The following is a 22,894-nucleotide window of genomic DNA, read 5'->3' as shown; positions in this document are numbered from 1 at the left end:
GTCGGCGACCGCGCGGCCACCCGATGAACCGCCGGTCTCATGCGGTCGATTGGTAAGGTCGGCGAATGACCAGTCGCAGCCGCGACCGCGTCGCAGACGTCCGCAGCGTCGTGGCCACGCACATGCCCGACTGCCGGATCGAGTCCGTCGTGCCGCTCGGCGGGGGCCTGGACAACCTGGCGTACGAGGTCAACGGCGAGCTGGTCGTACGCTTCAGCAAAGAGCCCGACCTGGCACGGCGGGCCGCCCTGGTGTGCCACGAGGCCCGCGTGCTTGCCGCCGTCGCCGACATCTCGCCGCTGCCCGTCCCCGAACCGGCGTTCACGGTCGCGGAGCAGGGATGTCTGGCTTACCGCAAGCTCCCCGGCGTGCCACTGTTGGACATGCCGCGGCACCGGCGATCGGCCCACGGCACGTCGATCGCCGCCACGCTCGGCGAGCTGCTCTCAGCGCTGCATGCTGCTCCGATCGATCGGCTGGCCGGTCTGGTGGACGAGGACCACCAGCCGCCGGCCGAGTGGCGACATGAGGCCGCGGAGAACTACGCGACGGTGGCCGGGCAGGTACCGGCGGCGCACCGCCGGTCCGTCGAGGCGTTCTTGGACGCCGCACCACCGAACGATGGATGCGTCCCGACGTTCTCCCACAACGATCTGGGGATCGAACACGTTCTCATCGACCCGGCCACATGGACGGTGACCGGCATCATCGACTGGAGCGATGCGGCCGTCGTCGACCCGGCCTGCGACTTCGGGCTGCTCCACCGCGATCTCGGCCCCGCCGCTGCCCGCGCCGCCATCCGCAGCTGTCGAACCGACGCCCACGACCTCGCGGCCCTCAGCGAGCGCGCCGTGTTCTATGCCAGGTGCAGTGTCTTCGAGGACCTCGCACACGGCATCGAGACTGGACAGGGCAAGTACGTCGACAAGAGCCTTGCCGCGATGGAATGGCTGTTCTGACATGGGGCATCGAGCCGCGTTCACAGTCTCTTCCGTGCTGCGGGCAGCCACCGTTCGGACCACCCGAGGCGGCCCTTCAGGTGATTGCCGGACGCCTCATGAGCCAGGCGGGCCGGCGCGGGGGTAAGACGTCTCAGCAGAGGACGAACCCGGAACGCCGTGAGGAGCTTGGCAATGTACGCAGCAGTCCGGCGGTACGAAGGGGTGACCGATTCGGCCGAGGCGGCACGTCTCGTGAACGAGGGGTTCGTGGCGCTCATGCGCCAGGTCTCCGGCTTCGTCGCCTACTACTGGATCGATGCCGGGGACGGAGTGATGGTCTCGACCAGCGTCTTCCAGGACCAGGCCGGTGCCGAGGAATCGATCGCGAGGGCTGCGGACTTCGTACGGGACAACCTTGCGTCACTGCTCCCCAACCCTCCCCAGGTCATGGCCGGCGAGGTGGTGGCTTCCGCGTGAGATGGCCTCCCGCGTCCGCACGTACCACCCGGACCGTCTCGTTGGTTGCCGACCGTCAGCAGCAGCTTGCCGATGAGGCCGTCGACTCGTCCGGCGCGTCCTCGCCCGGGCCGGTGCAGCAGGTGCCGCCCTGCTGCTTGGCCAGGGAGTCGGCGTCGGCCTTCACGACGTAGACCTCCCAGGGTTCCTGTCCCGGGCCGTGGACCCAGACCTTGTCCTGGAGGGCGTAGCAGCAGGTGGTGTCGTTCTCCTCGACGGTGGCCAGCCCGGCCTCGGCCAGCCGGGCGGTGGCCGCGTGTACGGCCTCGGTCGTCTCGACCTCGACGCCGAGGTGGTCCATGCGCGTTGCCTCACCTGCGACGCCTTCGATCAGGACGAGTTTGAGCGGGGGCTCGGTGACGGCGAAGTTGGCGTAGCCGTCGCGGAGTTTGGCGGGCTCGGTGCCGAAGAGCTTGGTGTAGAAGGCGATGGACGCGGCGAGGTCGGGGACGCGGAGGGCGAGCTGGACGCGGGACATGGCGAGCCTCCTGCTGGTGATGGGTGGGGTGGTGGGTCAGCAGCCGCCGGAGGGGGCCGGGGCGCCGATGCCGATCTGGAGGGTGGCCGGGGCCGCGCAGCAACCTCCGCCGTCGCTGTCCTGTGCGGCGGCGGGGTCGTCGAAGAGGCCGGCGCCGCCGCAGACCCCGGTCTCCGGCAGGGTCAGCTCGACCCGCTCGGCGGCCTCCTGGTCGCCCGCGATCGCTGCGGCGATGGAGCGGACCTGCTCGTAGCCGGTCATGGCCAGGAACGTGGGGGCGCGGCCGTAGGACTTCATGCCGACGAGGTAGACGTCCTTCTCCGGGTGGGACAGCTCGTTGACGCCGTGCGGGTAGACGGTGCCGCAGGAGTGCTGGTTGGGGTCGATGAGCGGGGCCAGTTCCGTGGGTGCCTGGAGGCGCTCGTCGAGGCCGAGGCGGAGCTCGGACAGGAAGGACAGGTCGGGGCGGAAGCCCGTGAGGACGATGACCTCGTCGACCGGGTCGAGGCGGCGGCCGTCCTCGCCGACGAGGACCAGGCGGCCGTCGGTGGCGCGCTCGATGGCGTCGGTGCGGAAGCCGGTGACGGCGTCGGCATGGCCTTCGTCGACGGCGGCCTTGGCGGCGAGGCCGAGGGCGCCGCGGGCGGGGAGCTGGTCGGCTTCGCCGCCGCCGAAGGTGGAGCCGGAGATGCCCCGGCGCAGGATCCAGACGCCCTTGGCGCCGGTGCCGTCGTCGGACCTGGCGAGGTCGGCCAGGTGGGCGAGCGCGGTGAAGGCGGAGGCGCCGGAGCCGATGACCGCGGTGCGCCTGCCCGCGTACCGGGCGCGGACGGCCGGGTCCTTGAGGTCGGGCACGCGGTAGGTGATCCGGTCGGACGCGGCCCTTTCACCGAGGGCGGGGAGGCCGCTGCCGCCGGCCGGGCCAGGGGTGGTCCAGGTGCCCGACGCGTCGATCACCGCGCGGGCGAACAGCCGCTCCTCACGGCCGTCGGCGTGGGTGACATGGACGACGAACGGCTGGTCCTCGCGGTCGGCGTCCACGATCCGGTCCCGGCCCGAACGGGACACGCCGGTGACGGTGGCGCCGAAGCGCACCCGCTCACCGAGGACGTCGGCGAGCGGCTGGAGGTACTGCTCGGCCCAGTCTCCGCCCGACGGGTAGGTGGCCGAGTCCGGCTTCGCCCATCCCGTGGGGGCCAGCAGCTTCTCGGCGGCCGGGTCGGTGACCTCGCCCCAGGTGGAGAACAGCCGGACGTGCGCCCACTCACGCACGGCCGCACCGGCGAGGGGTCCGGCTTCCAGGACCAGCGGGGTGAGACCACGGTCGACCAGGTGGGCAGCGGCGGCGAGTCCGGCGGGGCCGGCTCCGATCACGACGACGGGCAGATCGGTGGTGACTGGCGCGTTCACGCTCGACTCCTCGGTATTTCGACATCCGTCGATGGCTTGCGAGATCAGCGTGGCACCTGATTCGATGAGTGTCAACATAGACAGTCATCTAATTCATGCGCTCGCCGAGGAGTGGTCGGGTGATCGGTCCAGTCCTGGCCAGGCTGGTTCGACGTGTGTCAACATAGATGTATGTCGAATACGAAGCTGCTGCCGCTGCTGGAGCCCGCCGACCAGGCCGTGGAGCCGTGCTGCCCGCCGCTCACCGAGCGCCCGTTCACCGCCGAGGAGGCGGAGACGGCCGCGCGGATGTTCAAGGCCCTCGGCGACCCGGTGCGGCTGCGGCTCTTCTCCGCCGTGGCCTCGCACGAGGGCGGCGAGGCCTGCGTGTGCGACATCTCCGACGTCGGTGTCTCCCAGCCGACCGTCTCCCACCACCTGAAGAAGCTCAAGGAGGCCGGCCTGCTCACCTCGGAGCGGCGCGGCACGTGGGTCTACTACCGGGTCGAGCCGTCCGTGCTCGCCTCGATGGGCCGGCTGCTGGTCATCGCCCCGGCCGTGGCCTGACCGTGGCGCGGGAGACGGGGAACGTCACCGCGCCCGGCCTGACCGTCGAGTCGAGTGTGACCGTCATCCGGCGGGCTGCTCGGCCTTTTTCCGGCCGGGCGTGAAGATGAGCGCCACCAGCGCCAGTCCCACCACGGCGCCGATCAGCTGCATGCCGATGAACCCCGGAACCGAGCCGGGCGCGATGCCCGCGAAGGTGTCGGTGAAGGCGCGGCCGATCGTCACCGCCGGGTTGGCGAAGGACGTCGACGACGTGAACCAGTAGGCGGCGCCGATGTACGAGGCGACCGCGACGGGGGCGAAGCGCAGCCGGTCGGTGCGGGCCAGCCCGAAGATCAGCAGGATCAGCCCGGCCGTCGCGACGACCTCGCCCAACAGCAGATGCCCCGCCGAGCGATCGTGAGTGGACCACTTGACCAGCGGCTCACCGAACATGGCGTCGGCCAGGACGGCGCCCGCGATCGCACCGACGATCTGGGCGGGGATGTAGGCGGCCGCATCACGCAGGGGGACTCCGGCGCCGCCGCGGCGGGAGGTCCACCACTCGGCCAGGGTGACGGCCGGGTTGAAGTGCGCGCCGGACACCGGGCCCAGCAGAAGGATCAGGACCCCGAGGCCGAAGACGGTGGCGGTGGAGTTGGCGAGCAGTTGCAGGCCGACGTCCCTGGTCAGTCCGGTGGCCTGGATACCGGAGCCGACCACGATCGCGACCAGGGCCGCGGTGCCGACCAGCTCGGCCGCCGCCTTGGCGATCAGCGGGGGCGCCTGGGGTGGAGTGGCACCCGGGGCGGCCTCCGGGACGACAGCGGAGGGGGTGGTGACAGCGGAGGGGGTTGTGGCGGATGCCGCGGCGCCGTCGCGCTCGGTGGCCTCGGTGGCGGTCAACAGGACTCCTTGTTGCGTGCGGGTCCCGCGTGGGCGGGGATCAGGGGCAGGACCGCTTGACGTTGTTCTCGACGGTGGCGCGCGCGGTCTCCGCCAGGTCGGCGAACTGGCCCGCGAGGGAGGCGATGACATCGGGCCTGAGCCGGTAGTAGGTGAAGCGGCCGCACGGCTCGGTGTCCACGATTCCGGCCTCGCGCAGCACCTTCAGATGGTTGGAGAGGTTGGTCTGCCTGGCTCCCGTCTCCTCGATCAGGTGCGTGCTGCAGAGCGTTTCCCTGGCGAGCAGGGTGACGATCCGGAGCCGGAGCGGGTCGGCCAGGACCCGCATCAGGTCAGTGTCGACCGACGTCATCATGGGCTGATAGTTTCACATCACTCCAGGCTGATACCAGCGTGGAGTGATTCCTGGATCCTGTATCCCCGCGCAGGCGGGGACCCGCGCCTTCTTGTGAGGGAAGAACCGATGTCCTCCAGCCCGCTCGCCTCCGTGCTCTTCGTCTGCGTCCACAACGCCGGACGCTCGCAGATGGCCGCCGGATTCCTGAACCACCTCGCGGGCGACCGGATCGAGGTCCGCTCCGCCGGATCGATCCCGGGCGACCGGGTCAACCCCGCCGCCGTCGAGGCCATGAAGGAAGCCGGCGTCGACATCGCCGACGCCGAGCCGAAGATCCTCACCACCGAGGCCGTCCAGGCATCCGACTACGTCATCACCATGGGCTGCGGCGACGCCTGCCCGGTCTTCCCCGGCAAGAAGTACCTCGACTGGGCCCTCGAAGACCCGGCCGGCAAGGGCGTCGAGTCCGTCCGCCCCATCCGCGACGAGATCAGGACCCGTATCGAGGCACTGATCGCCGAGATCGACGCGACGCGGCAGACGTGACGTCCGTGGCCCGCGTCGGGCCACGGGAGTGCGGATCGCGCGTCCACCCGGAGGGTTTCGCGGCCAGGCGCGCGGGCCGCGCGGGAACGGCGGATCCCGTGGGTACGCTCGCGCCCCGACGGCAGCGGCCCACGGCCGTCCCAGGGCGGTGTTCCTCCGAGCGGACGTAGGAGATGACCCATCACCGAGCCGAAGTCCGAGGAGAGCGGGCCCGCTCCGGGTGAGCGGTCCGCCGGGGCCGGGGCCCCGCCGGGCAAACAGCCCACGGAGGCCGAGCAGCTGAGGAGCATGCTGGCCCGGCCCGCCTACCGGCGGGCGCTGGTGTTCTGCGCCCTGATCGGTGTCCCGGTCTCGCTGGCCGCGTTCTGGTTCCTGGTGCTCCTCCACGAGCTGGAACATCTGATGTGGGAGCAGTGGCCGCACGATCTCGGGTGGTCGGACCCGCCGTGGTGGTGGCCGCTTCCCCCGATGCTCCTGGCCGGGGTGCTGGTGGGCCTGATCGTGGCGTGGCTTCCGGGCCGGGGCGGACACATCCCGGCCTCGGGCCTGCACGCCGACGGTGTGGCGGCCTCCGCTCTGCCGGGCGTCGCGCTCGCCGCCCTGGCCGGCCTTCCGCTGGGAGCCGTGCTCGGCCCGGAGTCGCCGCTGATCGCCCTCGGCGGAGGTCTGGCCCTGCTCTTCCGGGATCTCGTACGGGTCCCCGCGACCCCGGCGAGCACGGCGCTGCTCGGTGCCGCGGGCGCCGCCGCGGCGATCTCGGCGATCTTCGGCAGCCCCTTGGTCGCCGCCGTGCTGCTGATGGAGGTCGCCGGCGTGGGCGGGCCGCAACTGTTCGCGGTGATGCTGCCCGCGCTGCTCTCCAGCGGAGTCGGCGCCATCGTGTTCACCGGTTTCGGCGACTGGACCGGCCTGCAGACCGGCAGCCTGGAGATCGGACTGCCCGCGCCCTCGACCCTCGACATCGGGGACGTGGTCTGGTCGGTGCTCATGGCGCTGGTCATCGGGGTCGGCCTCCACTGGATCATCGTGGCCGGCCGGTACGCGGCCCGCTCGGTGTCCGCGCACACGCTGCGGACCACGGTGCTGTGCGCGCTCGGCGCGGGCGGCTGCGCGGCGCTCTACGCGGCCGTCACCGGGCGCTCGCCGGCCGAGGTGGCCCTGTCCGGCCAGACCGCCCTCGCCCAGCTCGCCGCCCACCCGCACGCCTGGTCGGCCGGCAGTCTGGTGGCCGTGGTTCTGCTCAAGTCCATCGCGTACGCACTGTGCCTGGGCAGCCTGAGGGGCGGCCCGGTGTTCCCCTCGCTGTTCCTCGGCGGTGCGACGGGCGCCCTGCTGGCACCGCTCCCGGGGTTCGGTGTCGTGCCGGCCATGGCGGCCGGCATGGCCGCCGCTTCCGCCGCCGCGCTCAGGCTGCCGGTCAGCTCCGTGGTTCTGGTCGTGCTTCTCGTGGGCAACTCGGGAACGGTCCCGGTGGTCGTGCTCGCCGCCGTGGTGTCCTTCGTGACCGTGGAACTGCTTCCGCAGGGCCCGGACATCCCGCCGTTCAGGGCCGCAGCCGGTCGAGCGCCTCGTCCAGCGTCGTCGCGGCCATGATGAGGGACAGATGGGTGAAGGCCTGCGGGAAGTTGCCCAACTGCTCCCCACTGGGGCCGATCTCCTCGGCGAACAGACCGACATGGTTGGCGTACGTCTGCATCTTCTCGAAGGTGTAGCGGGCCTGGGGGAGCCGTCCAGCCCGGGCGAGCGCGTCGACGTACAGGAACGTGCAGAGGCTGAACGTCCCTTCGGAGCCGCGCAGTCCGTCCGGGGAGGCCCCCGGGTCGTAGCGGTAGACGAGACTGTCGGAGACGAGTACGCGCTCCATGGCGTCCAGCGTGCTCAGCCAGCCGGGGCTGCGCGGGGAGACGAAGCCGACGCGGGGGGCCAGCAGCAGGGAGGCGTCCAGGACGTCGCCGTCGTAGTGCTGGACGATCGCCTGCTGCTTCTCGCTCCAGCCGCGCGCCATGACCTGTTCGAGAATCTCGTCCCGCGCCTTCGTCCAGCGGACGGTGTCGGCCGGTCTGCTGAACTCCGCGGCCAGCTTCAGGCCCCGGTCGAAGGCGGCCCAGCACATGACGCGGCTGTAGGTGAAGTCCTTGCGCCCGCCCCGGGTCTCCCAGATGCCCTCGTCCGGGCGGTCCCAGGAGTCCGCGAGCCAGTCGAGGATGCCGCTCAGCGCCTTCCAGCCGTGGTAGCCGCCCTGTTCGCCCACCGCGCGGCCCTCGGCCAGCGCGTAGAGGGCCTCGCCGTAGATGTCGAGCTGCAACTGGCCGGCGGCTCCGTTGCCGGCCCGTACCGGGTACGAGCCCCGGTAGCCCTCGAAGTGCTCCAGGATCTCCTCCGTCAGATGCGGGTCGCCGTCGACCCGGTACATGATCTGGAGGGGCTCGTCGTCCGGCCCTTCGCGCTCCTGCAGCCGGTCGCCCAGCCAGCGGGTGAAGTGGGTCGCCTCCTCCACGAAACCGAGGTCGAGCAGCGCCCGCACCGACAGCGATCCGTCCCGCACCCACGTGTACCGGTAGTCCCAGTTGCGCTCACCGCCGATCTGCTCGGGCAGCCCCATGGTGGCGGCGGCGACCGGCGCTCCGGTCGGGGCGTAGGTCAGGAGCTTGAGAGTGATCGCGGAGCGGTGCACCATCTCCGTCCAGCGGCCCCGGTAGTTCGAGGTGCGGACCCACTTCTGCCAGAAGTCGACGTTGCTCCACAGGTCCTCGGTGAGCCGGTCGACCGTGAGGGGCGGCGGGGCTTCGCCGTCCGGACCGCACACCGTGAACACGACGGCGGCCGACTCGCCGTTCTCCAGGGTGATGCCGCCCCGGACGTCCTGACCGTCGCGTTCGAGCGGGATGCTGCCCTGGAGATGGGCGGCCGCCACCGGGGACCTGAACGTCGCCGTACGGGGCGTGAGTTCGAGTTCGTGGCTCGCCCGCGCGTAGTCGAACCGCGGCCGGCACTCCAGGGCGAAGTGCACGGTGCCGCGCACCGAACGGACGATGCGCACCAGACTGTGCCGGTCGGTCGGCGTCGGACCGGTGAGGACCGGCATGTGATCGATGATCTCGCCCACGCCGTCCGGGGACATGAACCGGGTCACGACGACGGCCGTGTCCGGGTAGTACAGCTGCCGCCAGGTCCCCTCCGGGTGATCGGGCGCGAGGCGGAGGTAGCCGCCGCCGTCGTGGTCCAGCAGCGCGGCGAAGACACTGGGGGAGTCGAAGCGCGGTGCCGCGAACCAGTCGACGACGCCCCGGGACGAAACCAGGGCCGCGGTCTGGAGGTCCCCGACGAGGCCGTGGTCGGCGATGGGCGGATAGCGGTCCATGCTGGCCTCCATGTCAGGCGGCTTCGGCCTCGACGCGTCCCGAGCGGACGGCGTCGACGAGTGCCCGGTGGTCCTTCTCGTTCTGGTCCGCGTACGCCTCGGCGAACGGCACGAGCGCCCGGTCGAAGACGTCGCCCCCGCCCAGATAGGAGGCGATGGCGATCCGGTCGCCCGACCTCGCGTGCGCGCGGGCCAGCGTGGCACCGCACAGCTCGCCGAAGGCGCGCATACCGGACGGCACCATGAGCTCGGGTTCGGCGATCCCCTTCCAGTCCCTCAACTGCCGTACGTAGAAGTCCCGTCGGCGGCCGTCGATGCCGTCGGCCCGCTCCCAGCCCAGGAAGATGTCACTGGTGGCCTGCATGAGCCGCTGGCCCGCGACCACCCGCTCGCCCTGGGTCCGGTACTCGCTCGCGCCGGCGTAGGGCGCCAGCACCGACTCGCCCGCCTCCTTGGCCTGGAGCAGCAGCGGATCCGAACCGTCCCGGCCGAGCAGGAGGATGATCCAGCACCGGGTGCCCACGCTGCCGACCCCGACCACCTTGCGGGCCACGTCGGCGAACCGGTACTGCTCCAGCAGGAACCGCCGGTCCGAGTTCAGACTCCGGCCGTAGCGCCCGATCAGCCCGCGGAGCTGCTTCTGCAGGGCGCCGCGTTCCATGTCGGGAAGCAGATCCTGCAGCGGTACGACGAGCGGCGGGTCCGCGGCGATCAGGGCCTGGCCGTCGACCATGTGCGTGAGCTTGTTGAACGCCTGGAGGCTGTCCCGGCTGCGCGCCTTGTCGGTCGTCCTCTTCCAGCGGTCGCGGCTCCGCGCGCTCAGCTCCCCGGCGATATGGGTCCGTACCCAGTCCTCGTCGAAATGCGTGTACCACACGGGGAGATTGCCGAGCCCGGCGAAGCGCCTCATCCACTCGCGGTACGACCGCACCGTCGTACGGACGATGTCGGCGCGCTCCTTGCCGCTGAAGCCGTTCGCCCGGCCCGCGATGACGAAGCTGGCGGACAGCCGCTTGACGTCCCACTCCCAGGGGCCGGGCAGCGTCTCGTCGAAGTCGTTGATGTCGAACATCATGCGGCGCTCCGGGGAGGCCAGCAGCCGGAAGTTCAACAGATGCGCGTCACCGCACAGTTGTGCCCTGATCCCGGACCGGGGCGTGCCGGCGAGGTCCGCGGCCATGATGGCGGCGGCCCCGCGGTAGAAACGGAACGGCGACTCGGTCATCCTGCCGTAGCGGATCGGTACGAGCTCGGGCACCCGGGTCGCGGACTGCGCCTCCACGATGTCCACCGGGTCGGGCCGCTTCGGCGCCGGGGTGAAGTCGGAGTGGCTGGAGCGCGGCACGGCGGACCGGGCGGCCTTGCCGAGCGCGGCGCGCTCCGCCGGGGTGTGGTGCGGGGGATGGCTGCCGGCCGGGTGCTTGGGGGTCATCGCAGACGCTCCGCGAGGTGGTACACCGACACGCGCGGCGCCGGTGCGGGCGGTGGCGGTTCGGCGGGGGATGCACCGCGCCGATGCCCGGGAGGAAGGCTCTGGTCGAGGAAGTGCGGAGGGCCGGCGACGGGCGGCTCGCCGACCACTGGCTTCGGCGGCGTACGGTCGGTCGCCGGCATACGGGTCGTGGTGGGAGGGGCCCGGTCCGGTCACCAAGGTAGCTCCGGGCCATGTGTCCGGCGAGTTGGGCCGATCGGGCGAGCGCGGGCCGGAGGACCGCGACGGGATGCCGTGCGGGCCGGGCACGGAGCCACTGCGCCGCCCCGCCGCACGGGGAGGGTGTCGTCGGGCCGTACGGGGAGGGTGCCGGACTTCGTCGTGGCGGGCGGGACACCGGATTTGTGGACGTGCGCGGGGGAGGTGACCATGAGGGCATGCGCGCTACCGCGGCTCCGGGCCACGCGAGACCACGCGGGGTCGGCCATGGTCCTTGACCTGCTGCTCATCGGTCTGGCGATCGCCCTGGACCCGCTGCCGGTCACGGGATTCGTGCTGGTGCTGTCGTCGCGCAAGGGGATCTGGAAGGGCCTCGCCTTCATCCTGACCTGGCTGGCCTCCTTCGTCGCCATCATCGCCGCCGTGCTGGCCATGACCGGCGGCGAGCCGCCGCCCCCGAGATCCGCGCCGTCCACGGCGGCGCTGGCCGCCAAACTGGCCATCGGTGTCGGACTCGTCCTCTACGCGGAACGCACCCGGCGCAACATCGGCAAGCGGCCGAAGTCCTCCGGTTTCATGGCGCGGACCGAACAGATCTCCTCCTGGACGGCGGCCGGGCTCGCGCTGCTGCTCCAGCCGTGGGGGATGGTCGCGGCCGGCGCCGCCACCGTCGTGGACGCCCAGCTCGGTCACGCCGCGTCGTACGCGGCCCTGATGGGCTACGTCCTGCTGGCCACTTCCAGCCTTCTGACGATGGAGCTCTACGCGACGTTCGCCCCGCGAACGGCCCATGTCCGGCTCGGGAAGCTGCGCGCCTGGATGGAGCGGCACCAGGACAAGGCGCTGGTGTCGCTGTTCCTCTTCCTGGGTCTGTGGCTGGTCGGCAAGAGCGTCTACCAGCTGACCGCGTGAACCACCCGAACGGCCCGAACGGCACCGTTCCCGGCGGCCGGAGAAGGCGTCGTACCGAAATGCGGCGGCTCCCGTCCGGTGCTGCAATGGCATTGACCAGGGGCAGGGGAAAACCATGACCGTGCAGGGGTGAAGCCGTGAGCGAAGATGAATTCGTCGAGATGGGACCGATCGACTATATCGTCGTGGAGTTTCCCGGTAACCGAATGACGGGTGAGGGACTTCCGATCCTGGTCGATCTGGTGGATCGCGGCCTCATTCGGATTCTCGACCTTTTGTTCGTGAGAAAGGACGCCGACGGATCCGTGGTCGGCATGGAGGTCGCCGACTTCGACGGCGACGGAGCCCTCGACCTCGCCGTGTTCGAGGGCGTGTCCTCCGGTCTGCTGGGCGAGGACGACATCGAGGAGGCCGGGAAGGCGTTGGAACCCGGCAACGCCGCCGGAATCCTGGTCTACGAGAACGTGTGGGCGGCGCCCTTCGCCACCGCGCTGCGGCGCGGCGGCGCCCAGCTGGTCGCCTCCGGGCGCATCCCGGTGCCGGCCGTGCTGGCCGCGCTGGAGGAGACGGACGCCGGATAGCACGCCGGACAGACAGTCGGCACACGCACGAGACCGGCAGCGGCCCCGCACCGAGGAAGGTGCGGGGCCGCTGCCGGCCGGAGACTCCGGGGAGATCGCGGGCGGCTACGCGGTACGGGCGTCCCGGTCCGATCCGACGCACAGCGCCCAGATGACGAAGGCGTCGATGGCGATCAGGACGCTGGCCCACACCGGGGAGTGCGGCAGCCACATGAAGTTGGCGATCATGGACAGTCCCGCCAGGGTGATGCCGATGATCCGGGCCCACAGCATGCCGCGGAACACGGCGACGCCGGCGAGGACGACCAGGACGCCGAGGGTGAGATGGATCCATCCCCAGCTCGTGAGGTTGAAGGTGTAGACGTAGTTGCGGGTGGTGACGAACACGTCGTCCTGGGCGATGGCGGCGATGCCCTGGAATATCGCCATCGCCCCTCCGAAGATCATCATGACTCCGGCGAAGGCTGTCCAGCCGGACACCCACGCCCCCGAACTGCCGGCGGTTCCCTGCCGGTGCATACCCGTCGTAGTCATTGCGAGCTCCTCCTGCGTAGATCTCACCACTGACCGGGCGACGGCCGGTGGCCCACATTTCAGCTTGCCATGCGAATGACAGACCGGCAGATCGTCGGAAATCGCAGCCGATGAGGGAGTGATCGAGGTGCGGGGGAATCCGTTCGGTGCTCCAATGGTTCTGCCCGATGCGCCGGTACGAATTCGGCGCACTCAGGGGATCGAATCCCTATCGGGCTCGTTCCGTATGTCTCGTGCCGGAAAGGAAACCACCGTGCCAGGTCTCCTCCGCGGGGTCGCCCGCACCGCCGTCGTGGCCGGTACGGCCACCGCCGTCTCGGGCCGTGTGTCCCGTCGTCAGCAGGGACGATGGGCACAGCAGGAAGCCCAGCAGCAGTACCAGGAGCAGCCGCCCCCGCCTCCGCCCCCCGCTCCGGCCGACGAGATGACCAGCAAGATCGATCAGCTCAAGCAGCTCGGGGACCTCAAGGCCCAGGGCGTGCTCACCGAGGCCGAGTTCGATGCACAGAAAGCCCGCATCCTCGGCTGACCCGCGTCCTTCGCCGGGTGGTGGGCGGACTCGCGGTCAGCCCACCCGGTGGCCGTTCTCCAGTTCCGCCGTGCCCGACCCCTCCGCCAGGACGTCGAGCGCGGCGAGGACGCGACGGCCCGAGGCGCCCGACAGATGAGCGGTCACTTCCTCCCGCGGCACCAGCCGCCAGGACAGCAGCTCCTCCTCCTGGAGCCGGATCGCCTTGAGTTCCCGCTCGCCGAGCACCCCGCCGTCGTACAGATAGGCCACGATCGGCGGGCGCTCCGGCCCCAGGACCCAGTCGACCGCCAGCAGCCGTCCGAGCTCCACGTCGAGGCCGATCTCCTCGGCCGTCTCGCGGCGCGCACCCCGCCGAGGGCTCTCGCCGGCGTCCGACTCCACCGTTCCGCCGGGCAGGGTCCAGCCCTCGCGGTAGTTCGGTTCGACGATCAGTACCCGCCCTTCGACGTCGCGGAGGAGGGCGGCGGCCCCGACGAGGACACGGGGCAGGCCGGCGATATATGCGGCGAAGTCCGAAGTGGTCACCCCACGAAGGGTAGCGAGAAGACCCGTACGTTCGCGGGCAGCGGCCCGGGGCTCAGGCTTCGGCCAGCGCGACCGTGCGTGACGCGAGCTCGCTGATCCGTACCCCGTCGAAGCCGAACACCGCGCTGCGGACGGTGTCCTCCAGCGGGTCCTTCCACTGCGGGGGGATCGCCTCCGCACCGCACAGGACGCCCGCGACGGAGCCCGCGGTCGCGCCGTTCGAGTCGGTGTCCAGGCCGCCGCGGACCGTCAGCGTGATGGTGCGGGTGAAGTCCCCGTCGCCGTACAGCAGCCCGGCGGTCAGCACCGCCGCGTTCGGGACCGTGTGGATCCAGCCCATCCCCGCTGTCTCCTCGGACACGGCGGTGAGCGTGTCCTCCCAGGTCATCCGGGTCTCGTGGAGCGCGAGTACCCGGCGCACGGTGCGGGACAGGCGGCTGCTCGCGGGGATCACGGTGAGCGCCGTGTCCAGCGCGTCCCGGACGGAGGGGGCGGTGAAGGCCGCGGAGATCAGCGCCGCCGCCCACATCGCGCCGTACACGCCGTTGCCGGTGTGGGACAGGACGGCGTCACGGCGGGCCAGGGAGGCCGCGCGCTGCGGCTGGCCCGGCGACGTCCAGCCGTAGACGTCCGCGCGGATCAGCGCCCCGATCCATTCCTGGTACGGGTTCTCGTACGTCGCCGTCACCGGCGGTTTCAGACCCTTGGCGAGGTTGCGGTAGGCGGCGCGCTCCGCCGTGAACGTCTGGAGATACGGAAGCCGCGTCAGCCACAGGTCACCGACCTGCTCGGTGCTGAACGAGAAGCCGTGCGTCTCCAGCAGGTCGAGTCCGAGGATCGCGTAGTCCACGTCGTCGTCACGGCAGCTGCCGTGGATGCGGCCGCGCACACAGTCGCGCCACTCGGGCCGCAGCTCGAACTCGCCCCCGTCGTCGTCGGAGGGCCCGGGGAGATAGTCGGTCAGGGGCAGGGCGGCGGCCTGCCGCAGATAGCGGTCGATCCGGTCCCGCGTCCAGTGGTCGCCCTGCTCGACCGGCTTGCCGAGCATGTTGCCCGCGATCCGGCCGAGCCAGCCCCCGAGGACGCGGTCGGCGAAGTCGGTGCCCACAGGGGTCATGGCTCCGGTCTACCCAATTCCGGGCGGCCGTGCTCACCGGGGAGGCAGGGAATCGGGTGTTCCGGGAGCCGTCGGGCCCGCGGACGTCCACGCCGGACGGATCGACGGCCGCCGGTCCCGGGCCGGCCCAGGGCCGGCCTCGCGGGCTGGGCAGGGGCATGACGGCGGGGGCCCGCTCCGGCTATGGTCGCAGCGGCGCGACTGCCTTGACGTGTGCAAGGCCCGGAAGCAAGGGGAATGCAAGGTGGCGGACGCTGCTGTGGATCGGACCCCGCGTGTGCTCATCGCGGCGGACAAGTTCAAGGGATCTCTGACGGCCGTACAGGTCGCGGAGCGGGTGACCGCGGGACTGCGCCGGGTCGCGCCGCACGCCGAGATCGAGTCGCTGCCCGTGGCCGACGGCGGCGACGGCACCGTCGACGCGGCGGTCGCGGCCGGATTCGAGCGCCGCGAGGTACGCGTCGCCGGACCGCTGGGCCACGAGGTGACGGCCGCGTTCGCGCTGCGCGGGCGGACGGCGGTCGTGGAGATGGCCGAGGCGAGCGGGCTCCAGCGGCTGCCCAAGGGCGTCTTCGCGCCGCTCTCGTCCTCGACGTACGGCACCGGGGAACTGTTGCGGGCCGCGCTGGACGCCGGTGCCGACACCGTCGTCTTCGGCGTGGGCGGCAGCGCGACGACGGACGGCGGGGCGGGCATGCTCTCCGCGCTCGGCGCGCGTTTCCTCGACGCGGAGGGTGAGCCGGTGGCTCCCGGCGGCGCCGCGCTGGGCGATGTGGAGAGCGCCGATCTGTCCGGCCTCGACGACCGCCTCGCTTCGGTCGACCTCGTCCTCGCCAGCGACGTGGACAACCCGTTGACCGGCCCGGCGGGCGCGCCCGCCGTCTACGGCCCCCAGAAGGGCGCCGGTCCCGACGACGTGGCGGTGCTGGACAGCGCCCTCGCCCATTTCGCGGGTGTCCTGGAGAAGGAGATCGGACCGAAGGCCGCCGGGTACGCCACCGCGCCCGGCGCCGGTGCCGCGGGCGGTGTCGGATACGGGGCCCTGGTCCTGGGCGCACGCTTCCGGCCCGGCATCGAGGTGATGCTCGACGTGCTCGGCTTCGCGCCCGCGCTGGAGCGCGCCACGCTGGTGATCACCGGTGAGGGGTCGCTGGACGAGCAGACCCTGCACGGCAAGGCGCCCGCCGGGGTCGCGGCGGCCGCGCGAGCAGGGGGCAAGGAGGTCGTCGCGGTCTGCGGCCGCCTCGCGCTCCGGCCCGAGGCGCTCGGCAGGGCCGGCATCCGGCGGGCCTATCCCCTCACCGAGGCCGAGCCCGACATCGCGCGGTGCATCGCCGACGCCGGCCCGATCCTGGAGCGGGTGGCGGAGAACATCGGGCGGGACTTCCTGGTCTGAGGGCCGATCGGCCTGGCCTGAGGCCTGATCCGCCCGCGCGGACCCGCCACCCGAGGCGTTCACCGTTCTCGGACCCGTCGCCCGAGGCGTTCGCCGTTCTCGGACCCGTCGCCCGAGGTGTTCACCCTCCTCGGCGTCGTGGGCCGAGGACGGTCCGCCGTCGTCCTCGCCCTCCTCGGCGTCGTGGGCCGTGCCGCGGACCGGCCGCTCCCGGTTCACCGTCCCGGCCCCGGCCCCGGCCCCGGCCCCGACCCCGTGACCGGCGCGGCGCCCGCCAGCCGGTAGGCGTCCAGGGCCAGGGTCATCTCGATCAGGTCGCGGGGGCGGGCCAGTGAGCGGGAGGTGAGCTGTTCCAGTCGGCGCAGGCGGTTGAACACGGTGTTCCGGTGGCAGTACAGACGTCCGGCCGCGCGTCCCGCGGAACCCTCGCAGGCCAGCCACATGTCCAGCGTCTCGATCAGCACGGCCCGGTCCCCGGGTTCGAGTTCGAGCAGCGTGCCGAACACCTCGGACACCAGCCGGGCCGCCAGCTCCGGCTGGCTCACGACGAGCGCCGTCGGCATCCGCTGATCCAGGCGTACGACACCGGTCGCGTCCGGCGGACAGGTGCGCAGCGCCAGTTCGGCCCACCGCCGGGCCCGCCCCAGCTCGCCCAGACCCGAGACCACGGGACTGATGCCGCCCGGACCCGAGCGCCGTCCGTCCAGCAGCCGGGCCACCCCGTCCAGGCCCTGTCCGGCGTCGAGCGCAACCACCGCGATCTCGCAGTCGGCCCGCATCCGCCAGATGAACCGCAGCCCCGCGCCCACCATCGGCCGGACGCAGACGTCCCGTCCGTCGTGGCGCTCCGTCCGCAGCACGACGACGGCATACGGTCCGTGTTCGGGCAGATCGAGCCCGGCCGCCGCCCGCGCCGCGAGCCCCGGTGCCTCCTGACCCTCAAGCAGCGCGTCGAGCAGGGCCTGCAACTGCTCGTCCGTGCGCCGTCGTAGCTCCCGTTCCGTGGCGAGGTAGGACTCCGACGCGGTCGTGGCCTGCGCGTCCACGGCCGACCACACCATCGTGGCGCACCGCATGAGCACCGTGAGCCGCTCGGGCTCCCGGCTCGCCGCGCTCTCCATCAGCGCGTCCCACACCAGATAGCCCGCGGCACGGTAGGCGTGCACCAGGAGTTCGAGCGGCAGCCCCTGGTGGGCCCGCCGCCGTCCCGCCTCCTCGGCGTGCTCCAGATCGCGGCGCGGTGAGTCCCGCGGCGCGGAGATCGCCTTGATGCCGATGCGCATCGCGGTCTCCGCCTCCCGCCACTGCTGGTCGTACGGCAGCACCTGTCCGTAGACGGGGGAGTACTCGGTGAGCTGCCTGACGTGCTCGTCGACGAGCTCGGGCAGCCGTTCCAGCAGAGCCGTACACGACTCCGCGAGCAGCTTCCAGTCATGACCGGTCCGCGGTCTGCGCCCTCCCATGGCCGGAGGATGCCACCGGTGCACGGGGTCGCACAGGCCCCTGACACGCGGTGTTGTGCGCGTGCACAACGGGCGGGCGCCACCGGTGGGCTCCCGCCGCGTTTCGGCCGCAGCCCGTGGACGGGGGTCTCCGCCGGTGCTGAGGTGAGCGCCACACCGAGCGAGGACAAGGGAGATGCCATGGGCGGTTCCGCTCTGCTCGTGCGGGAACTGTCGGTCGGATACGGCCCCGTACGCGCACTGCGTCATGTGTCGTTGGAGGTGCCCGAGGCAGCCGTGGTGACGGTCCTCGGCGGCAATGGCGCGGGCAAGACGACGCTGCTGCGGGCGGTGTGCCGGACCCTCTCCTTCCACGGGGGAGCGGTCACCGGTGGCACGGTCACTCTCGGTGGACGCCCGCTGGACCGGCTGCCGCCGGACCGGGTGGTGGCCGCCGGGGTGTCCCAGGTCCCGGAAGGGCGGCGGGTGTTCAGCCGGATGACGGTCGCGGACAATCTGCGCGCCGGAGCCCTCGGCGGCACCGGCGGCCGCGTCGGCAGGGCGCGCGCCCTGCGGCGGGTGCACGAGCTGTTCCCCGTCCTCGCCGAACGCGCCGACCAGCGGGCGGGGCTGCTGTCCGGCGGGGAACAGCAGATGCTCGCGGTCGGCCGGGCGCTCATGGGCGCTCCCAGGGTGCTGCTGCTCGACGAGCCCTCCCTCGGGCTCGCTCCGCTGATGGCCGCGCGGATCGCCGACACCGTGCGGGAGATCAACGAACAGGGCACCTCCGTCCTGCTCGTCGAACAGAACGCCGCCCTCGCCCTGCGCCTCGCGTCCCGTGCCTACGTCCTGGAGGTCGGCGAGGTCACCCTGTCCGGTCCCACGGACGAACTCGCCGCCTCCGACGAGGTGCGCCGCCGCTACCTCGGCGTGGTCGACGAGGACGCCGCGGCCGACGGGGCGGCCACGCCCGACGGCCTTCCGTCCCTGACCCGCTGGAAGGGGTGAACCCACCGTGGAAGAACGCGCCAACGCGCCGGCCCGCACGGCCGCTCCGGCAACCGCGCCGGCCCACCCGGCCGCTCCGGAGGCCCTGCCCTCTCGCATCCCGTCGCTCGACGTCCGGGACGTGACCGTCCGCTTCGCCGGGCTGACCGCGCTCGACGCGGTGAGCTTCACCGTGCGGCCGGGCACCGTGCACGCCCTCATCGGCCCGAACGGCGCCGGGAAGTCCACCTGCTTCAACGTGCTGTCCGGTGTGTGCCGGCCCGCCGCCGGAAGCGTCCGCCTCGGGGAGCACGAGCTCACCGGCCTGCCGCCCCACAAGATCGCCGGGCTCGGCGTGGCCCGGATCTTCCAGAACCTCGCCCTGCCCCCGCACGCCACGGTCGAGGACTGCCTGATGCTCGGCCGGCACCGGCTGACCCGCGCCGGATTCCTGGCCGCCGGGCTGCGGCTGCCCTCGGCGGCCCGCGAGGACCGGCGCCACCGCGAACGCGTCCGCGAGATCGCCGCGTTCGTGGGCCTTCAGGGACAGCTCGGCCGGCCCGCCGGTTCGCTCCCGTACGGGCAGCAGAAGCTCGCCGAACTCGCCCGGGCCCTGTGCATGGAGCCCCGGGTCCTGCTCCTGGACGAACCCGTCGCCGGCATGACCGCCGACGAACGGCGCCGAACCGCCGCGGTCGTCGCGGGGGTCCGCGACAGCCTCGGCATCTCGATCGTGCTCGTGGAACACGACATGGGGGTGGTGATGCGGCTCGCGGACGCGGTGACCGTACTCGACTTCGGGCGCCGGATCGCCGACGGCGCCCCCGCAGACGTACAGAACGATCCGGCGGTGGTGCGTGCCTATCTGGGCGAGCGCGCCGAGCCAGAGGAGACCGCGTCATGAGCACCTTCGTCGAACTCCTGCTCAACGGCCTGTCCATGGGCTCCGTCTACGCCCTCATCGCCCTGGGCTTCGTCGTCATCTTCCGGGCCACCGAGGTCGTCAACTTCGCGCACGCCTCCCTGCTGCTCGCGGGCGGCTATGTCACCGCGACCCTCCACGACGACATCGGCTTCTGGCCCGCCCTGCTCGCCGGGGTCGCGGGCGCCGCGCTGGTGGGGGCCGCCGTGGAGTTCCTGGTGATGCGCCGCTACCGGGGCTCCGACCAGAGCGTCCTCGCCATCGTCACCATCGGCGTCGACATCCTGCTCACCACCGAGCTGACCCGGCGGATCGGTACGGACGTGCTGGCGCTGGGCGACCCCTGGGGCAACGCCGTCCTCACCGTCGGCCCCGTCTCCATCGCCCACACCCGGATCGCCGCGTTCGTCGCGGCGGCCCTGCTCATCACGGCCTTCCTGCTGGCCTTTCGCTACACGTCCTGGGGCGTGGCGATGCGCGCCGCCGCGGAGAGCCCGGAGACCGCCGCCCTGATGGGGGTCCGGCTCGGCCGGGTGTCGCTGGGGGCCTGGGCGGTGGCCGGCGGCCTCGCGGCCGTCGCCGCGCTGTTCCTGACCGTCTTCCCGACACCCGGCCTCGAACGCGCCACCTCGCTGGCCGCGCTCAAGGCGTTCCCCGCGGCGATCCTCGGCGGCCTCGACTCGACGACCGGCGCGCTGGTCGGCGGACTCCTCGTCGGCGTCACCGAGTCCCTGGCCACCGGCTACCAGAGCGACCTCACCTTCCTCGGGCGCGGCCTCGGCGACCTCGCGCCCTACGTGGTCATGGTCGCGATCCTGCTCATCCGGCCCGCCGGGCTGTTCGGCACGAAGGAGCTCGCCCGTGTCTGAGGTCCTCACCCACGACGAGGCGGGCAGCGCCTCCCGCCCCGCCCGCCGGCGCACGATCCGGCTCCCCGCGGTCCGGACCGCCGCCGGGACGGCCGGCGCCGTCCTGCTGCTCGCGCTGCCCTTCTACGTCGACCGCTTCTGGCTGCAGTCCGGACTGTTCGCGATGGCCGCCGCGATCGGCGCCATCGGCCTGAACCTCCTGACCGGCGCGACCGGACAGCTCTCCATGGGGCACGCCTTCTTCCTCGCGGTCGGCGCCTACGGGTACTGCGTGTTCGCCGCCGACGGGGGCGACGGTCTGACCGGGCTCGGACTGCCCGCCTGGCTCGCGGCCGTGCTCGCCGTGGCCGTCTCCGGGATCGCCGGAGGCCTGTTCAGTCCGATCGCGGGACGGCTGCGCGGCGCCTACCTCGGCATCGCCACGCTCGCCCTGATCTTCATCGGACAGCACGTCCTGTTCAACGCCCGGGATCTGACGGGCGGCTTCAACGGCCGCGACGTACCGCCGCTCAGCCTCTTCGGGCTCACCTTCGACGACCGCGAGCTGGTCGTCGCGAACGTGCCCTTCGGCTCGGCCGAGAAGCTCTGGTACGTGGGTCTGCTGCTGCTCCTCGGCTGCGGGCTGTTCGCCCGAGGGGTGCTGCGTGGCCGGCCCGGCCGGGCGATGAACGCGATCCGCGACCACCGGATCGCGGCCGGGGTGATCGGCGTGCCCGTCGCCCGGTACCGCGCCGGTGTCTTCGTCCTGTCCTCGATGTACGCGGGCCTGGCCGGGGTGCTGCTCGCCCTGGTCTTCCAGCGCACGGTGCCCGACTACTTCGGGATCACTCTCTCGCTCGACTATCTGGCCATGATCGTCATCGGCGGCCTCGGCTCGGTGGCCGGGGCGGTCGCCGGGGCCGTGTTCGTCTCGCTGCTGCCCCAGCTGCTGACCCGCTACAGCGACACCCTCCCCCTGGTCTCCGACCCGGGCATGGGCGGGATCGCGCCGGGTGAGGCGGCCCGGTACCTGTACGGCGCCGCTGTCGTGGCGGTGGTGCTTTTCCTTCCGGGCGGTCTGGTCAGGGTGGCCGCCCGGCTTCGCGCAACGCCCCGTCCCGGGGCCACTCCAGGGGAGGAACAATGAGAACGACACACACCGCGAGGCTGGCCGCGGGGGCGCTGGCCGCCCTGCTCGTGCTGGCCGGATGCAGCTCCAAGGCCAAGGACGACGACGGCGACAAGGGGGCCGCCGGCGGGGTGAAGACCGGCGAGGGGATCTCCGGGAAGACGATCAACCTCGGAGTGCTCACCGACATGAGCGGTGTCTACGCGACGCTCGGCAAGAGCGTCACCCAGGCCCAGCAGCTCTACGTGAAGCAGACCAACGCCGCCGGCGGTGTCTGCGGCTACAAGCTGGCGCTGACGGTCCGCGACCACGGCTACGACCCGCAGAAGGCCGTCTCCGGCTACACGGAGCTGGCACCGAAGGTGCTGGGCTTCACCCAGTTCATCGGCTCGCCGTTCGTCGCGGCCGTCAAGCAGCGCATCGACGGCCAGGACAAGGCCCTGGTCCTGCCGCAGGCCTGGTCGGCCACCCTGCTGGGCAGCCCGTACATCCGGCCCATCGGCTCCACGTACGACATCGAGACGATCAACGCGATCGACTTCCTGATGAAGGAGAAGGGCCTGAAGAAGGGCGACAGCATCGGCCATGTGTACTTCGAGGGCGACTACGGAGAGAACGCTCTGACGGGCTCCCGGTACATGGCGAAGCAGGCGGGTCTCAAGGTCGTCGAGCAGAAGATCAAACCCACGGACAACGACATGACCGGCCAGGTCGTCGCGCTGAAGAAGGCCGGGGTGAAGGCCATCGTGATCAGCGCGGGACCGCGGCAGGCGGCCTCGCTCGTCGGGGTCGCGGCGGCGGGCAAGTTCAATGTGCCGATCATCGGCAACAACTCGGCGTTCGCCCCGCAGCTCCTGGCCACCGCGGCGGCCCCGGCGCTGGAGGCGAACTACTACGTCGCGAACCCCTCGCTGCCGGTCGGCGCGGACACGCCGAAGGCGAAGAAGCTGGTCGCGGACTACAAGGCCGCCTATCCGAAGGACTCCCTGGACAACGGCGTGGTGGCGGGCTGGACGGCCGCGTCGGCGTTCGGCGAGGCGCTGAAGAAGGCCTGCGAGGCCAAGGACCTCACCCGCGAGGGCGTCGACAAGGCCCTCCTGACCATCAAGGGGTTCGACCCGGGCTTCGGCATCCCCCAGGACTTCACCGACCCGAAGTCGGCGTCGTCGAAGGAGAGCGTCATCCTCCAGCCCGACAAGAACGCCGTGGGCGGGATGAAGGTCGTCCGTGAGGCGGAGGCCTCGTCCGTCGCCCAGGGGTACACACCCGGCGCCTGATTCCGGCGCACGCCCGGCGCA

At 71.9% G+C, this 22,894-nt stretch carries 24 protein-coding genes; 14 read left to right on the top strand and 10 right to left on the bottom strand.

Features of this window, described 5'->3' with window-relative positions; genetic code table 11:
* Positions 1–65 precede the first annotated feature (65 nt).
* Complete coding sequence (locus tag OG780_RS09155) at positions 66–959, top strand: phosphotransferase family protein (protein WP_328446472.1); 894 nt, start codon at positions 66–68, stop codon at positions 957–959.
* 174 nt (positions 960–1,133) lie between these two features.
* Complete coding sequence (locus tag OG780_RS09150; protein ID WP_326784657.1) at positions 1,134–1,418, top strand: hypothetical protein; 285 nt, start codon at positions 1,134–1,136, stop codon at positions 1,416–1,418.
* A 55-nt stretch (positions 1,419–1,473) separates the two neighbouring features.
* Here OG780_RS09150 and OG780_RS09145 read toward each other — a convergent pair whose 3' ends face one another.
* Together OG780_RS09145 and OG780_RS09140 are read right to left on the bottom strand one after the other, a co-directional pair.
* The gene (locus OG780_RS09145; RefSeq protein WP_328446470.1) at positions 1,474–1,935 is read right to left on the bottom strand and encodes an ArsI/CadI family heavy metal resistance metalloenzyme; all 462 of its coding nucleotides are present in this window, start codon (positions 1,933–1,935) and stop codon (positions 1,474–1,476) included.
* Between the two features lie 36 nt (positions 1,936–1,971).
* Positions 1,972–3,345: an NAD(P)-binding domain-containing protein gene (locus tag OG780_RS09140; RefSeq protein WP_328446468.1), complete on the bottom strand. Its 1,374-nt coding sequence runs from the start codon at positions 3,343–3,345 to the stop codon at positions 1,972–1,974.
* 171 nt (positions 3,346–3,516) lie between these two features.
* On the opposite strand from OG780_RS09140, the gene OG780_RS09135 reads away from it, so the two are divergent.
* Positions 3,517–3,891, top strand: a complete 375-nt coding sequence (locus OG780_RS09135) for an ArsR/SmtB family transcription factor (protein ID WP_328446466.1) — start codon at positions 3,517–3,519, stop codon at positions 3,889–3,891.
* Positions 3,892–3,954: 63 nt separating this feature from the next.
* On the opposite strand, the gene OG780_RS09130 is transcribed toward OG780_RS09135, so the two are convergent.
* Both OG780_RS09130 and OG780_RS09125 read right to left on the bottom strand, forming a co-directional pair.
* On the bottom strand, positions 3,955–4,776 hold the full coding sequence (locus OG780_RS09130) for an MIP/aquaporin family protein (RefSeq protein WP_328446463.1): 822 nt from the start codon (positions 4,774–4,776) through the stop codon (positions 3,955–3,957).
* Between the two features lie 40 nt (positions 4,777–4,816).
* Positions 4,817–5,131, bottom strand: coding sequence for an ArsR/SmtB family transcription factor (locus OG780_RS09125; RefSeq protein WP_328446461.1), 315 nt, complete (start codon positions 5,129–5,131; stop codon positions 4,817–4,819).
* A 108-nt stretch (positions 5,132–5,239) separates the two neighbouring features.
* Between OG780_RS09125 and OG780_RS09120 the strand changes: the two genes are divergently transcribed.
* Both OG780_RS09120 and OG780_RS09115 read left to right on the top strand, forming a co-directional pair.
* Positions 5,240–5,659, top strand: a complete 420-nt coding sequence (locus tag OG780_RS09120) for an arsenate reductase ArsC (RefSeq protein ID WP_328446459.1) — start codon at positions 5,240–5,242, stop codon at positions 5,657–5,659.
* A 288-nt stretch (positions 5,660–5,947) separates the two neighbouring features.
* A complete protein-coding gene (locus tag OG780_RS09115; RefSeq protein ID WP_328446457.1) occupies positions 5,948–7,252 on the top strand; it encodes a chloride channel protein in 1,305 nt (434 codons plus the stop codon).
* On the opposite strand, the gene OG780_RS09110 is transcribed toward OG780_RS09115, so the two are convergent.
* Both OG780_RS09110 and OG780_RS09105 read right to left on the bottom strand, forming a co-directional pair.
* Positions 7,203–9,020 carry a glycoside hydrolase family 15 protein gene (locus OG780_RS09110; protein ID WP_328446455.1) on the bottom strand — a complete coding sequence of 606 codons (1,818 nt, stop codon included), beginning with the start codon at positions 9,018–9,020 and terminating at the stop codon, positions 7,203–7,205. The two genes, OG780_RS09115 and OG780_RS09110, sit on opposite strands and share 50 nt — an antisense overlap.
* A 13-nt stretch (positions 9,021–9,033) precedes the next feature.
* A complete protein-coding gene (locus OG780_RS09105; RefSeq protein ID WP_328446453.1) occupies positions 9,034–10,452 on the bottom strand; it encodes a DUF2252 domain-containing protein in 1,419 nt (472 codons plus the stop codon).
* A 486-nt stretch (positions 10,453–10,938) separates the two neighbouring features.
* Between OG780_RS09105 and OG780_RS09100 the strand changes: the two genes are divergently transcribed.
* Positions 10,939–11,583, top strand: a complete 645-nt coding sequence (locus tag OG780_RS09100) for a GAP family protein (protein WP_328446451.1) — start codon at positions 10,939–10,941, stop codon at positions 11,581–11,583.
* A 161-nt stretch (positions 11,584–11,744) separates the two neighbouring features.
* Positions 11,745–12,164 (top strand): DUF6325 family protein, encoded by a 420-nt coding sequence (locus OG780_RS09095; RefSeq protein ID WP_328458009.1) that lies wholly within the window; start codon positions 11,745–11,747, stop codon positions 12,162–12,164.
* A 105-nt stretch (positions 12,165–12,269) separates the two neighbouring features.
* Here the strand turns inward: OG780_RS09095 and OG780_RS09090 are convergent, their stop codons facing one another.
* Complete coding sequence (locus tag OG780_RS09090; protein WP_326784651.1) at positions 12,270–12,698, bottom strand: DUF7144 family membrane protein; 429 nt, start codon at positions 12,696–12,698, stop codon at positions 12,270–12,272.
* 253 nt (positions 12,699–12,951) lie between these two features.
* Here OG780_RS09090 and OG780_RS09085 point away from each other — a divergent pair, with 253 nt between their 5' ends.
* A complete protein-coding gene (locus OG780_RS09085; RefSeq protein WP_326784650.1) occupies positions 12,952–13,227 on the top strand; it encodes an SHOCT domain-containing protein in 276 nt (91 codons plus the stop codon).
* 36 nt (positions 13,228–13,263) lie between these two features.
* Here the strand turns inward: OG780_RS09085 and OG780_RS09080 are convergent, their stop codons facing one another.
* A complete protein-coding gene (locus tag OG780_RS09080) occupies positions 13,264–13,755 on the bottom strand; it encodes an NUDIX hydrolase (protein WP_328446448.1) in 492 nt (163 codons plus the stop codon).
* A gap of 52 nt (positions 13,756–13,807) precedes the next feature.
* Positions 13,808–14,872, bottom strand: a complete 1,065-nt coding sequence (locus OG780_RS09075) for an ADP-ribosylglycohydrolase family protein (protein WP_328446446.1) — start codon at positions 14,870–14,872, stop codon at positions 13,808–13,810.
* Between the two features lie 277 nt (positions 14,873–15,149).
* On the opposite strand from OG780_RS09075, the gene OG780_RS09070 reads away from it, so the two are divergent.
* Positions 15,150–16,268, top strand: coding sequence for a glycerate kinase (locus tag OG780_RS09070; protein ID WP_328458007.1), 1,119 nt, complete (start codon positions 15,150–15,152; stop codon positions 16,266–16,268).
* A gap of 215 nt (positions 16,269–16,483) precedes the next feature.
* On the opposite strand, the gene OG780_RS09065 is transcribed toward OG780_RS09070, so the two are convergent.
* Positions 16,484–17,731, bottom strand: coding sequence for a PucR family transcriptional regulator (locus OG780_RS09065; RefSeq protein WP_328446444.1), 1,248 nt, complete (start codon positions 17,729–17,731; stop codon positions 16,484–16,486).
* 180 nt (positions 17,732–17,911) lie between these two features.
* Here OG780_RS09065 and OG780_RS09060 point away from each other — a divergent pair, with 180 nt between their 5' ends.
* The 5 genes from OG780_RS09060 to OG780_RS09040 all read left to right on the top strand — a co-directional run bounded on the left by OG780_RS09060 (position 17,912) and on the right by OG780_RS09040 (position 22,873).
* Positions 17,912–18,718 carry an ABC transporter ATP-binding protein gene (locus tag OG780_RS09060; RefSeq protein WP_328446442.1) on the top strand — a complete coding sequence of 269 codons (807 nt, stop codon included), beginning with the start codon at positions 17,912–17,914 and terminating at the stop codon, positions 18,716–18,718.
* 97 nt (positions 18,719–18,815) lie between these two features.
* Positions 18,816–19,601, top strand: a complete 786-nt coding sequence (locus OG780_RS09055; RefSeq protein WP_328458005.1) for an ABC transporter ATP-binding protein — start codon at positions 18,816–18,818, stop codon at positions 19,599–19,601.
* Complete coding sequence (locus OG780_RS09050) at positions 19,598–20,488, top strand: branched-chain amino acid ABC transporter permease (RefSeq protein WP_266763814.1); 891 nt, start codon at positions 19,598–19,600, stop codon at positions 20,486–20,488. Before OG780_RS09055 ends, OG780_RS09050 begins: the two co-directional genes overlap by 4 nt.
* Complete coding sequence (locus tag OG780_RS09045; protein WP_443062137.1) at positions 20,481–21,614, top strand: branched-chain amino acid ABC transporter permease; 1,134 nt, start codon at positions 20,481–20,483, stop codon at positions 21,612–21,614. The genes OG780_RS09050 and OG780_RS09045 overlap by 8 nt, the downstream gene beginning before the upstream one ends.
* Complete coding sequence (locus OG780_RS09040) at positions 21,611–22,873, top strand: ABC transporter substrate-binding protein (RefSeq protein ID WP_328446437.1); 1,263 nt, start codon at positions 21,611–21,613, stop codon at positions 22,871–22,873. Before OG780_RS09045 ends, OG780_RS09040 begins: the two co-directional genes overlap by 4 nt.
* Positions 22,874–22,894: the final 21 nt, after the last annotated feature.

The sequence above is a fragment of the Streptomyces sp. NBC_00386 genome (assembly GCF_036063235.1).
Taxonomy (GTDB): domain Bacteria; phylum Actinomycetota; class Actinomycetes; order Streptomycetales; family Streptomycetaceae; genus Streptomyces.
This window is presented reverse-complemented; position numbering and strand designations above follow the sequence as displayed.

What these genes read in the sequence shown, in the direction of transcription:
- OG780_RS09155 (WP_328446472.1), top strand. Translation starts at nt 66, where the DNA reads ATGACCAGTCGCAGCCGCGACCGCGTCGCAGACGTCCGCAGCGTCGTG.
- OG780_RS09150 (WP_326784657.1), top strand. Translation starts at nt 1,134, where the DNA reads ATGTACGCAGCAGTCCGGCGGTACGAAGGGGTGACCGATTCGGCCGAG.
- OG780_RS09145 (WP_328446470.1), bottom strand. Translation starts at nt 1,935, where the DNA reads ATGTCCCGCGTCCAGCTCGCCCTCCGCGTCCCCGACCTCGCCGCGTCC.
- OG780_RS09135 (WP_328446466.1), top strand. Translation starts at nt 3,517, where the DNA reads ATGTCGAATACGAAGCTGCTGCCGCTGCTGGAGCCCGCCGACCAGGCC.
- OG780_RS09125 (WP_328446461.1), bottom strand. Translation starts at nt 5,131, where the DNA reads ATGATGACGTCGGTCGACACTGACCTGATGCGGGTCCTGGCCGACCCG.
- OG780_RS09120 (WP_328446459.1), top strand. Translation starts at nt 5,240, where the DNA reads ATGTCCTCCAGCCCGCTCGCCTCCGTGCTCTTCGTCTGCGTCCACAAC.
- OG780_RS09115 (WP_328446457.1), top strand. Translation starts at nt 5,948, where the DNA reads ATGCTGGCCCGGCCCGCCTACCGGCGGGCGCTGGTGTTCTGCGCCCTG.
- OG780_RS09110 (WP_328446455.1), bottom strand. Translation starts at nt 9,020, where the DNA reads ATGGACCGCTATCCGCCCATCGCCGACCACGGCCTCGTCGGGGACCTC.
- OG780_RS09105 (WP_328446453.1), bottom strand. Translation starts at nt 10,452, where the DNA reads ATGACCCCCAAGCACCCGGCCGGCAGCCATCCCCCGCACCACACCCCG.
- OG780_RS09100 (WP_328446451.1), top strand. Translation starts at nt 10,939, where the DNA reads ATGGTCCTTGACCTGCTGCTCATCGGTCTGGCGATCGCCCTGGACCCG.
- OG780_RS09095 (WP_328458009.1), top strand. Translation starts at nt 11,745, where the DNA reads ATGGGACCGATCGACTATATCGTCGTGGAGTTTCCCGGTAACCGAATG.
- OG780_RS09090 (WP_326784651.1), bottom strand. Translation starts at nt 12,698, where the DNA reads ATGACTACGACGGGTATGCACCGGCAGGGAACCGCCGGCAGTTCGGGG.
- OG780_RS09075 (WP_328446446.1), bottom strand. Translation starts at nt 14,872, where the DNA reads ATGACCCCTGTGGGCACCGACTTCGCCGACCGCGTCCTCGGGGGCTGG.
- OG780_RS09065 (WP_328446444.1), bottom strand. Translation starts at nt 17,731, where the DNA reads ATGGGAGGGCGCAGACCGCGGACCGGTCATGACTGGAAGCTGCTCGCG.
- OG780_RS09060 (WP_328446442.1), top strand. Translation starts at nt 17,912, where the DNA reads ATGGGCGGTTCCGCTCTGCTCGTGCGGGAACTGTCGGTCGGATACGGC.
- OG780_RS09050 (WP_266763814.1), top strand. Translation starts at nt 19,598, where the DNA reads ATGAGCACCTTCGTCGAACTCCTGCTCAACGGCCTGTCCATGGGCTCC.
- OG780_RS09040 (WP_328446437.1), top strand. Translation starts at nt 21,611, where the DNA reads ATGAGAACGACACACACCGCGAGGCTGGCCGCGGGGGCGCTGGCCGCC.